Raw genomic sequence first — 11,740 nt, forward strand, 5'->3', positions numbered from 1 at the left:
AAGAAATAATTCTCTATTATCAATATGATGAGTTTACATTTGTGATTACATCTGTAAACTCACCCTTTTTTAATCCCTTTTACCGGAAGTAATATCTTTATATAAATTAAACTTTATACACTATAAAATAGCATGTTACAAGGACACGGCGACGATGGTTACAAATTTAAACAGGACATAAAAGCTAATTTTAGCACTAATGTGTGGTATGGTGGCTATTCCGAAGCTTTAAAAAATCATTTGATCGAGAATTGGAATGCCATTAACTCCTATCCGGAAGCCTCAGCAGAGAGTTTTATTACTATTTTGTCTAAAGATTTGGATGTTGAACCTGAAATGTTGATGGCTGTAAACGGTGCTACCGAAGCTTTTTATCTGATTGCCCAATGCTTTAAGAATACACGCTCAACTATTATTATTCCTACGTTTTCGGAATATGAAGATGCCTGTAGAATTAATAATCACAAGCTAGATTTTATCAATTGGAACGAATTGTCCTCTTCCTCCCAGTTCGATTCAAAATTGGTTTGGATCTGCAATCCCAACAATCCAACCGGCGATATCCTATTGCAAAAAGATCTGGATACTTTATTGCAAAATCATCTCAATTCGGTTTTTGTTCTTGATGAAGCCTATATAGATTTTACCGATTCAATTTCATCTTCTATAGATTTGATCAAAGAGCACCAAAATCTAATCATCGTAAAATCACTAACGAAAAATTTTGCAATTCCCGGCCTGAGATTGGGATATTTGATTGCCAACTGTGCATTGGTGCAGAAAATTGAATTCTACAAGGCTCCCTGGACGGTAAATTCACTGGCAATTGAGGCCGGAAAATACCTAATTCAGCACAAAAGCGAAGTATTGCCTCCTGTAAAACACTATAAATCAAACACCGATAAATTCATAGAAAAACTGAAGCAAATTTCAGGAATTAAAATTCACAGCACAAAAACTTCCTATTTTTTAATCGAACTAGAAAAAGCCCACTCAACAGAACTTAAAAACTACCTGATTTCGGAATTCGGCATCCTCATTCGTGATGCAAAAAATTTTCGCGGCCTAAATTCTTCTTATATTCGTGTAGCAACATTGAGCGAAGAAAAAAATCAATTGCTAATTGATGCATTACAAAAATGGAGCAAAGTACATTAATTATCATACCTCTTCTTGTAGGATATGTTTTAGATCTAATTTTCGGAGATCCCAGAAAACTACCTCACCCAATTGTAGGTTTTGGAAATTCAATATCTTACCTAAGCAAATCTTTAAACAAAGGCAACAGTCGATTAATTAAAGGTGCAATCATGTGTTTGTTTCTGGTATCATCGGTATTTGCTTTTTTTTACCTGATCTCGCATTTTTTGCTGGAGCTTAACGAATACACTTACCTTATTTTTACATCGACATTTGTATTTTATGGATTGGCCAACAAAAGCTTATTGCAAGAAGGTACAGAAGTATTTCACCACTTGAACAGCATGGGATTAGAAGCTGGCAGAAAAAGGTTATCGTGGATAGTTGGGCGTGATACTTCAAATCTATCGGAACAGGAAATCCGTTTGGCAGTATTTGAGACACTTTCTGAAAATTTGTCTGATGGTGTTGTAGCCCCTTTATTTTATTACGCTATTGGCGGAGTGCCGGGCATGATGTGCTATAAGATGATTAACACCATGGATTCCATGATTGGTTATAAAAATGAAAAATATATCTTATTTGGCAGGTTTGCTGCACGACTTGATGATGTAGCAAATTTTGTTCCTGCAAGAATTACAGCCTTATTAATGGTATTGGTTTCTTTTAATTATCGTGCATTTACATTCCTGTTTAAATATGGAAATGCCCACACCAGTCCTAATGCGGGCTATCCCGAATCAGCCTTGGCCGGAATACTAAATTGTAGATTTGGTGGCCCGCATGATTATGGAGGGAAAAGCGTTGATAAACCCTTTATTGGTGAGAATAACCGCCTATTAAAAAATGAGGAAATCAATACCATTAAATACATTAATCATGCAGTTTGCTTTGTTAGCATTTTTCTGATAATTGCATGCTACTTACCATGGAAGAGCCTGTTTTAAAAAAGAAAAAAATGTTCCTATACGGAATGATAAATTCGTAAATTCACAACAGCAATAAATTCTCGTCAAACATCTACAAAAAGCTATGATTCATCTCATTACAGGAGGGCAAAAATCAGGAAAAAGTGAATATGCCGAAAGCTTAATCCTAAATAAAACCAATCAACCTGTTTATATGGCCACATCCCGAATTTGGGACGATAATCATAGAAAAAGAATTGAAGCCCATAAGGCGCGTCGTGGAAGTCAGTGGTTGAATATCGAAGAAGAGAAATTTTTAAGCAATCATGATGTGAATGGAAAAATCGTTCTGTTGGATTGCATCACCCTTTGGTTGAATAATTTCTTTTTCGACAACGGAGAGGATGACAATAAAACCATTGAGCAAGCCAAGGAAGAATTAGATAAGATTTTTGCAAAAGACTGCGATTGGATCATTGTAAGCAATGAATTGGGTTTGGGGGGGCATCCCGAAAACCAAATGGCTATGAGATTTAACGACATTCAGGGGGCTATAAACCAATATATTGCAGCTAAAGCTGATATTGTAACTATGCTAATCTCAGGAATTCCACTTGAAATAAAGAACACACTAAAATAAATGAGGATAGAATTTAAAATTGAGTCTTTATCAGACCAGCTTAATAAAGAATTACAGCAAAAAATTGATTCGAAAACCAAGCCCATTGGTTCCTTGGGAATGCTAGAGAAAATAGCATTCCAATTGGGAAGAATCCAAAATAGTCTGAAACCACAGATCAATCATCCAAATGTTGTAATATTTGCAGGAGATCATGGCATTGCTGATGATGGAGTCAGTTTTTATCCTAAATCTGTAAGCTACCAAATGCTTTACAATTATATGGAAGGCGGAGCTGCTTCAAGCGTATTTGCCAAACAGCACGGCATAAAGTTTAATGTTGTTGATGCTGGTGTTGATCACGATTTTGAGCCGGATCTTCCTATAATAAATCGGAAATTGGCCTATGGCACTAAAAACTACCGTTTTGAATCGGCAATGACCAAAGAACAATGCCTTGAAGGAATAAAAAGAGGTGCCAAAGTAGTTGAAGATATCTATAATAAAGGATGCAACTTCCTTATTTTTGGCGAAAAAGGAATTGGTAATACATCATCGGCTTCTTTAATTTTAAGTCTGCTGGGCAATATTCCATTAGAGGAATGTGTAGGCAGAGGAACCGGACTCGATAAAGAAGGTGTAAAAAACAAGTTTGATTTGCTAAACGAAGGACTCTCGAAATACAACAAATCAAAGGATCCTATTGATGTTTTGACTCATTTTGGTGGATTCGAAATTGTAATGATTGTTGGTGCGATGCTGAAAGCTGCCGAACTAAAAATGACACTTTTAATCGATGGCTTTATCATTACTTCAGCTTTGTTGGCAGCATACAAAATCAATCCTAAAGTGAAAGAATATTGCTTGTTTGCTCACAAATCGAATGAACAGGCACATGTTAAAATGCTGAATATCCTCGAAGGAGATCCCATTCTGGACATCGGCATGCGCTTGGGTGAAGCAACCGGAGCGATGATTTGTTTTCCGCTAATAAAAAGTGCTGTGCAATTTATGAACCAAATGGCTTCATTCCAGGATGCTGGTGTTAGCGAAGCCAAAGAAGAGATAGTAATATAAAAACCACAATCGCATACTTATGAATTTCGAAATCGAAAGTCCAAAAAAAGAGTTGATTGAACAACTCCAACACAAAATAGATTTTAAAACCAAACCCATTGGCTCACTGGGAATGCTTGAGCAATTGGCTCTTAAAATCGGATGCATCCAAAATACATTATCACCAGAATTAAAAAAGCCGGTGATCATGGTTTTTGCCGGTGATCATGGCATTGCCTTAAATGGGGTTAGTCCTTATCCACAAGAGGTTACCTGGCAGATGGTTGCCAACTTTATGGCTGGTGGGGCTGCCATTAATGTATTTGGTCGACAAAATGGTATCGATATTAAAATTGTAGATGCCGGAGTAAACTACGATTTTAACAAAGATTGGAATGTAATTGATGCTAAAATTGCTTACGGAACCAAATCCTATTTGAACGATGCAGCCATGACTGCCGATCAGTTTGCCGCTGCCTTAAAAAAAGGAGCTGAACTGGTAGAGGAAGCACATGCCGATGGAACCAATATTATTGGCTTTGGCGAAATGGGCATTGCAAACACCTCTTCGGCAGCAGTTTTGTTACATCTTCTTGCTAAAATTGACTTAAAAGAATGTGTTGGCCGAGGCACAGGATGGGATGATGAAGGTTTAAAAAGAAAATATGAAATCCTTAAAACTGCCGTTGATAACTACAAAGGAGACCTGTCGGCAGAAAACATATTTGCACACTTTGGCGGTTTCGAAATTGTAATGATAGCCGGAGCCATGTTAAAGGCTGCAGAATTGAAAATGATTGTGATGGTAGATGGTTTTATTATTACATCGGCACTTTTGGCAGCATCAAAAATGAACCCAAATGTGTTAGACTATTGCATTTTTACTCATAAATCGAATGAAAATGGGCACAATCACATGCTCGAACATTTAAAAGCCAACGCCATTCTTGATTTGGGAATGCGATTGGGCGAAGGAACAGGAGCCGCTGTTGCCTATCCAATTATCGAATCGGCTGTTAACTTCCTGAATCAAATGGCTAGTTTCGAAGATGCCGGTGTAAGTAACAGCGATAAAATTTAAGTGCATGGTTTTGCACATCGCTATCTAAAAAAATACGGAAATAATTATTTTGATCTTTTCCATCTGGCAAATGGAAAAAATGATTAACAGATGAAAGAACTCAATATTTTCTTTACAGGATTATCCTTTTTTACTCGGATTCCTTTTCCAAAATGGGCTGATTTTAAAAAAGAATATCAGCGCGAAGCAATAAAATATTTTCCCATAGCCGGTGCAATTATCGGAGGAATAGCAGCACTTGTATTCTACCTGTGTAATGTACTATTGCCTTTTAACCTTGCGGTGATATTGAGTATGATTGCTACGGCCATGCTAACAGGAGCTCTGCACGAAGATGGTTTTATGGATGTTTGCGATGGATTTGGTGGTGCTTGGACCAAAGAAAGGATTCTTGAGATTATGAAAGATTCTTTAATTGGTGCTTTTGGGGTAACAGGTATTATTTTCCTGATACTCACAAAATTCTACTGCCAGTTTTCCATATCGGCCAATCAATTGCCATGGATTTTAATTGCAGCACACTCAAGTTCGAGAATGACAGCAGCTACTTTGGTAAACACACACCAATATGCCAGAGTCGAAAACTCCAAAGCAAAAGACTATTCGCAGAAACTAAGTATTGGAAATTTTATTTTTATGATATTATCGGGAATTCTGCCATTGGCGCTCTTAGGAAATGCTAAATTTTTCTTGATTATTATTCCTGTATATGCAAGCAAATGGCTGTTAGGAAGATTCTTTAACAAATGGATTGGCGGATATACCGGCGATTGCATTGGAGCAACACAACAGGTTTGCGAACTGGTATTTTATCTATCGTATTTATCACTATTAAACTATTAAACTGAAAGAATATCGGAGCAATATCCCCATATTTATCCGATAATTTGAGAAATTTTCTACTCAAAATCAGTGAAAACTATGACAATATTTTTAGTGGAACTAAACTTATTAATAATACACATATGGAAATCTATTTAATAAGACATACCGCCGTAGCCATTGAAAAAGGCATTTGCTACGGACAAAAAGATGTTGATTTGGCCGAAACATACCCTCAAGAATTAGAAACTGTTAAAACAAGCCTTGAAGGAGTGGAGTTTGATAAAATTTATACAAGTCCGCTAACAAGGGCAAAGAAATTGGCAAACGACATTTATCCCGATAAGGCAGAAGAAGACAAGCGTTTAATGGAGCTAAACTTTGGCGATTGGGAAGGAAAAAACTGGGACGAGATTAAAGACCCATTCCTTGAAAAGTGGATGGAAGATTTTGTGAACTTAAAGTGCTCAAACGGAGAATCATTTGTAATGCTTCGCGATCGTGTTCTTGAATTTTGGAATGAAGTAAAATCATTAGAGGCAAATAAAATTGCCATTTTTACTCATGGCGGTGTGATCAGAACCATTCAGGCAATCGAGAAAAATATTAAACTGGAAGATTCGTTTAACCAACCAACACCAGCCTTTGGCGAAGTAGTTATTGTTAGCACACACAAAAGCCTTTGATGCTCGCAATTTAAATTAACGTGAGTTCGACGTAAAATTAATAAGCCAGAAAAGTATATTGCATAAAGGCTTTCTGTGGCCGGCAAACCCGTTCAGTGGTACAAAGCTCTGAACGTGGTTCATTGCGTTTTTTTATTCTCACCAAACTTTTTATTAGCATTAAACTGGTTTCTTGCTAATGACAGAAGCACTGTCGGGCTTTCTGCTGCCCAATATTTTTAATCGAACTTAGCTTATTACATCAAGCAAACTGAAATTGCCAGGTATTTTGAAATAAAACTGGCATAAATTATAATCAATATAAACTAGATGTAATGCCTTGTTAATTAAAAAAATATTCTACTTTCATATATCTATTAAGAAAAATAACACTACGGGTAATATTGATGAATAGGGACATTCAATAAAAAAAAAGCCTGTAGTGTTTCATACTAAAGATACAATTAACCTCATTTTATAACTTTTAATATTTGAATTTATGTATTATTATACATTGTATGACAACAAGCTAACCCAAGACAATCCTGATGATTGTATGGCAAAGTCTGTAAACAGTGTCGTTAAAACTGAAGAAGACCTGTTTAAATCTCTTACTGCACCTGGTTCCATATTAAAAGATGTGGAAGTTAAAGCTGTTAAAAGTGAAATCTGGAAAACCATAATTTCTTTTCTTGAAGAAGGTTACGGATATCGCGATGAAAATATTAGTATTCGTTTGGATATCAGTGGAAAATTCGAAGACAAAGATGATAGATTTGATCCGGATCGTCACAAAGTGAATATCTCTATAGTACCCGGAAAAAGTCTGAAAAAGGCTTGTAAGGAAATTAAGCCACAGTTTGTAAAAGCTACATCTGTTAAACCCGAAATTGAAAGTGTTTACGATTGGATTAGCGATACAAGCGATGATGTTTTAAGCCCGGGAGGTACTCTTGAAATTTCTGGTGAAGATTTGAAAATATACACCCAACCTACAGGGCAAGGCGTATTTTTCATCAATAAATCGAATGGACAGGAAACGCTTGCTGCCATGCCACGAATGAATGAACCCAAAATGCTTTCATTAAGAGTGCCGGAACTTGTGGCAGGAACTTATAGAATTGAGATCAGAAATTCGGCTCGAAATGCAAAAAAATTGCGTGTTGGCACAACACCTACTGAATTTACTGTGAAATAGAAAACAAATGGTTAATTGTATGACTTGATCCGTTTGGAATAAAACCCAAACGGATTTTTTTTTACCATACCCTGTATAAGCTTTAAGCATACCCCTGTATAAGCCTTAAGCATTACCCTGTATAAGCTTTAAGCATACCCCTGTATAAGCTTTAAGCATTACCCTGTAAAGGTAGTATACAGGCTATGGTAAAAAAATAAGATTTTAAGGAGTCTAAAAACCAAGTTAATTTCTATGAATAAGATTATTTAACGTGAGTTCGAGGTAAAATTCGTTCACAGTTTGATCTGATTTTGAGTAGAAATTTTCTCAAATTTTCAAATGAATATCGGGATATTTCAAGAAGATTTGAGGAAATTTATGCCGAAAGCAGGCAAACACATAATAGAATTTTACGTCGAACTCACGTTATTTAGGTCGTTTCTGATTGATCAAAACTCCTTTCTATAATCAACGATCATTTTAGTTTTAAATTTGCCAGCACAAATATAAAATACTATTTTAGCGAACTGGAATTAACAATAATTAAACATGAAACAAGTGTTTATTTCTTTGATTTTCTTGCTTTTAATCTGCGTATCATGCACAGAACGTGTAGTATTCATGCATGAGAAGGTTACTCCGGAATATGCAGAGGTTGTAAGCAAAGATGATGTACATGCTTTCTCGGATACACTTATTACCCCTTATATATATACCAAGGTAAGCTCCTTGCGAATGCTTCCGGTAAAAGAGAAGAAACAAAAATTTGTAGAACTGTTACTTCCTTCGGTACTACTTGCACAACACGATTTAAATCAGAAAATTAAGAGATTGGAACATGTAGAAAATTGGCTGAAACAACATCCAAACTACATTAAAAGTGATAGTATTTTTCTGTTTGATTTATACAAACAGTACAAGTGCAGCGAAATCAACGAATTAAAAAGCAGGTTAAAACCGCATCCTGTAAGCATTGTATTGGGGCAGGCAGCTTTGGAATCGGGTTGGGGATCGTCACGATTTTTTGAGGAAGCGAATAATGTTTTCGGAATTTGGTCGTACAATTCAGGCGAAAACAGAATAAAAGCGCTGCGCCAAAGAGATTCCACAAATATTTATGTGCGCAGATACTCCAGTTTAGAAGAATCGGTTTGCGATTATTATCGAACCATTGCACGAGTTCCTGCTTACAAAGAATTTAGAACGGAAAGGGAATTGAGCAACGATCCAAACAAATTGATACCCTTATTATATGCTTATTCTGAAGTCGGAAAAGATTACACAAAGAAACTGAATCGCCTAATCAAGAACAATAATCTTGCTCAATACAACTGTTATTCTATTGACAAAAAATTCGTACAAACCGAAACCATTGAGCTGGCTCAGTTAAGTAAATTCCCTCTAAAAAACCTATACTAACTAATATTTTTGCGTTAATTCTATTTGAATTTTCTGTGAAATGTATATTTTTAGGCTTGTTTTGACAGAAAAATCTAAAATCAAATAATCATAAAAGTATCAGTATGAAAAAATTAATTTTATTTATGGCAGTATGTTTTTGTGCTACAAGTATATTCGCACAATCTGCTGCTCAGTTGAAGAAAGAGGGTGGTGTTGCTGCAAAATCAAAGGATTACAAAACTGCATTAGAAAAATACGAAGCATATTTAGCAACTGAAGGAGCTGGTGAAGATTTACCAATTATTTACAATTTAGCTATCATTTCAAATCGATTGAAAGATTACGGTAGAGCTGAAAAATATTTCGCAAAAGCTGCTGAAAGTAATTATAAACCAGCTGGCGCTTATTATAATCTTTCTAAAATTCAGAAGAAGTTAAAAAAGACAGATGAGATGGTAGCAACCTTAAAAAAGGGTATTAAGGCTTGTCCTACTAAAAACTCTAAAATGATTGCTGCGCTTTCTAAGCATTATTTACTTGAAGGTCAAAAAGCACAAAAAGCAAACAAAGTAGATGTTGCTAAAGATTTTTACAAAAAAGCCAGCGAAAACAAATCAAGATATCAGGCTGACGCATTGCTAGGTTTAGGCATGTTGTATTTTAACCAAGGTGCTACCATCATGCAAAAAGCCAATCCAATTGCCAACAAAGAGCCGGAAAAATTCAAAGCTGAATCGGCAAAAGCTCAAGCTTTATACAAAAAAGCAATGGCAGAATTGAATAAAGCAAAAGCATTGGCTCCAACAAGAGAAGATCTTTTGAAAACCATGGCTACAGTTAAGGCTGAGATCAAGTAATTTCTTAGAAATAATATAAATAAAAGGGATACTCAAAATTGAGTATCCCTTTTTGTTTTCTTTCGTATAGGAAATTGTATTTTCATGCCGTCCCCTATGAACTTGTGTTTCAAATATATCAGCAAATCAGTTTGCAAGAGTATGCTGCTCTTGTTGATCTGTATTTTTTCTTTTTCGCTACAAGCAGGTAATCTTAAAGGAAAATTCGATCTTCACTCCGTAAACTTCGTACAAAAATCGATTGATGTAAGCAAATCCGACGAAACTTTATACTTTTCGCTAAGAGCCTACTCCTTGCAAGGATTAAGCAAGGTTGATGTTTTTTTTGAATCGCCATCGGGTAAAAAAATCATTCAAACCTCATGCAGTAATAAAAAGAAAACCAAAGTGGGAATGCTTTTGGGCAGGATCCTGTTTAAAAAGAAATCAGAAAGTGGTGAATGGAAAATCAATAAAATTGTTGTTGTTGATTTGGAAGGCAATAGCCACACTTACGACAAAAATTTTCTTGCCGAGAACAAGTTTACGCATTCATTAATGATCAAAAGCAAAAGATAGACTTGCGGCCCAAGATTCGAGAAAAAATCCTTTATTTATTACTAATCTTAATTAATAGTAATTCAGTAAGATACTGATAGCGTTACTGTTTTTTACACATTTTGCTGTAATTTCTAAGCTGTTTTATTCGCATCTTTGCAATTCACAGAATACTTATTCACCGTGCATTTGCACATATAATTAAAACAAATGGCTAAGATTAGTTCAAAAGATGCTTTAAGATATCACGCCGAAGGTCGCCCAGGCAAAATTGAGGTGATTCCTACCAAACCCTACAGAACACAAAGAGATTTAGCTTTAGCATATAGTCCTGGTGTTGCAGAGCCATGTCTGGAAATTGAAAAAAATGCCGCCGATGCCTACCGCTATACCGGCAAAGGAAATCTTGTAGCAGTAATTTCTAATGGTACAGCTGTTCTTGGTCTTGGTAATATTGGAGCTTTAGCAGGAAAACCAGTTATGGAGGGTAAAGGCCTTCTTTTTAAGATTTTTGCAGATATTGATGTTTTCGACATTGAAGTGGATGCAAGTGATGTTGATAAATTTGTGGAAACCGTAAAGGCAATTGCTCCAACCTTTGGGGGAATTAACCTGGAAGACATCAAAGCTCCTGAGTGTTTCGAAATTGAAGAACGACTAAAAAAAGAGTTGGACATTCCGGTAATGCACGATGATCAGCATGGTACCGCAATTATTTCGGCTGCAGGTTTGCTTAATGCCTTAGAATTAGGGAACAAAAAGATAGAAGAAGTTAAAGTAGTTGTAAACGGTGCAGGAGCTGCAGCCATATCATGTACTAAACTTTATATCTCTTTAGGGGTAAAACCTGAGAATGTAATCATGTGCGATAGCCGAGGTGTTATCAACTCGAAAAGAAGCAACCTAAACGAACAGAAAAAGCTGTTCATGACCTCTAAGGATGTGGATACACTTGAACAAGCTCTTGTAGGGGCTGATGTATTTTTAGGTTTATCGGTAGGCGGAATCATGAGTAAGGAAATGGTTCAATCTATGGCTAAAAATCCTGTTGTATTTGCCTTGGCTAATCCTGACCCTGAAATTTCGTACGATGATGCCTTCGATGCCCGTAAAGATGTAATTGTAGCTACAGGTCGTTCCGATTACCCTAACCAAATTAACAACGTGTTGGGTTTCCCATATATTTTCCGTGGTGCTCTGGATGTAAGAGCAACCGCCATTAACGAGGAGATGAAAATCGCCTCGGTACATGCCATTGCAAAATTGGCCAAAGAAGCTGTTCCCGAAGCGGTTCATGCTGCTTACAACGAAGCAAATATTGTATTCGGAAAGCATTACATCATTCCCAAGGCACTAGATCCACGTCTTGTTTCGAGTGTGGCAGTTGCTGTGGCTAAAGCCGCAGTAGAATCCGGTGTTGCCAAAAAAGACATCAAAGACTGGGGTGCTTATGCCGATGAATTAAAACAACGAT

Annotated in this window: 11 protein-coding genes and 1 pseudogene; all 12 read left to right on the forward strand. The window is 36.3% G+C overall.

Annotated features, from left to right (window positions below; all coding sequences use genetic code 11):
• Window positions 1-132: 132 nt before the first annotated feature.
• Complete coding sequence (locus ACO05S_RS17760) at window positions 133-1,158, forward strand: pyridoxal phosphate-dependent aminotransferase (RefSeq protein ID WP_421919360.1); 1,026 nt, start codon at window positions 133-135, stop codon at window positions 1,156-1,158.
• Entirely contained in the window at window positions 1,140-2,087 is a 948-nt protein-coding gene (gene cbiB / locus ACO05S_RS17765) for an adenosylcobinamide-phosphate synthase CbiB (protein WP_421919361.1), read from the forward strand. Before ACO05S_RS17760 ends, cbiB begins: the two co-directional genes overlap by 19 nt.
• Before the next feature lie 85 nt (window positions 2,088-2,172).
• A complete protein-coding gene (locus tag ACO05S_RS17770) occupies window positions 2,173-2,688 on the forward strand; it encodes a bifunctional adenosylcobinamide kinase/adenosylcobinamide-phosphate guanylyltransferase (RefSeq protein ID WP_421919362.1) in 516 nt (171 codons plus the stop codon).
• Window positions 2,689-3,744 carry a nicotinate-nucleotide--dimethylbenzimidazole phosphoribosyltransferase gene (gene cobT / locus ACO05S_RS17775; RefSeq protein WP_421919363.1) on the forward strand — a complete coding sequence of 352 codons (1,056 nt, stop codon included), beginning with the start codon at window positions 2,689-2,691 and terminating at the stop codon, window positions 3,742-3,744. It abuts the gene before it with no gap.
• 19 nt (window positions 3,745-3,763) lie between these two features.
• The gene (cobT, locus tag ACO05S_RS17780) at window positions 3,764-4,804 is read left to right on the forward strand and encodes a nicotinate-nucleotide--dimethylbenzimidazole phosphoribosyltransferase (protein WP_421919364.1); all 1,041 of its coding nucleotides are present in this window, start codon (window positions 3,764-3,766) and stop codon (window positions 4,802-4,804) included.
• 90 nt (window positions 4,805-4,894) lie between these two features.
• Window positions 4,895-5,647 (forward strand): adenosylcobinamide-GDP ribazoletransferase, encoded by a 753-nt coding sequence (locus tag ACO05S_RS17785; RefSeq protein WP_421919365.1) that lies wholly within the window; start codon window positions 4,895-4,897, stop codon window positions 5,645-5,647.
• Window positions 5,648-5,769: 122 nt separating this feature from the next.
• The gene (cobC, locus tag ACO05S_RS17790; RefSeq protein WP_421919366.1) at window positions 5,770-6,312 is read left to right on the forward strand and encodes an alpha-ribazole phosphatase; all 543 of its coding nucleotides are present in this window, start codon (window positions 5,770-5,772) and stop codon (window positions 6,310-6,312) included.
• A gap of 478 nt (window positions 6,313-6,790) precedes the next feature.
• Window positions 6,791-7,489 carry a DNA-binding domain-containing protein gene (locus ACO05S_RS17795; RefSeq protein WP_421919159.1) on the forward strand — a complete coding sequence of 233 codons (699 nt, stop codon included), beginning with the start codon at window positions 6,791-6,793 and terminating at the stop codon, window positions 7,487-7,489.
• Between the two features lie 531 nt (window positions 7,490-8,020).
• On the forward strand, window positions 8,021-8,890 hold the full coding sequence (locus ACO05S_RS17800; RefSeq protein WP_421919367.1) for a glucosaminidase domain-containing protein: 870 nt from the start codon (window positions 8,021-8,023) through the stop codon (window positions 8,888-8,890).
• A gap of 104 nt (window positions 8,891-8,994) precedes the next feature.
• Complete coding sequence (locus ACO05S_RS17805) at window positions 8,995-9,729, forward strand: hypothetical protein (protein WP_421919368.1); 735 nt, start codon at window positions 8,995-8,997, stop codon at window positions 9,727-9,729.
• 96 nt (window positions 9,730-9,825) lie between these two features.
• Window positions 9,826-10,287, forward strand: coding sequence for a hypothetical protein (locus ACO05S_RS17810; RefSeq protein ID WP_421919369.1), 462 nt, complete (start codon window positions 9,826-9,828; stop codon window positions 10,285-10,287).
• Between the two features lie 189 nt (window positions 10,288-10,476).
• Window positions 10,477-11,736: pseudogene (locus tag ACO05S_RS17815) on the forward strand (malic enzyme-like NAD(P)-binding protein); the annotation flags it as partial.
• Window positions 11,737-11,740 lie beyond the last annotated feature (4 nt).

It is taken from the genome of Marinifilum sp., assembly GCF_965230805.1.
Taxonomy (GTDB): domain Bacteria; phylum Bacteroidota; class Bacteroidia; order Bacteroidales; family Marinifilaceae; genus Marinifilum.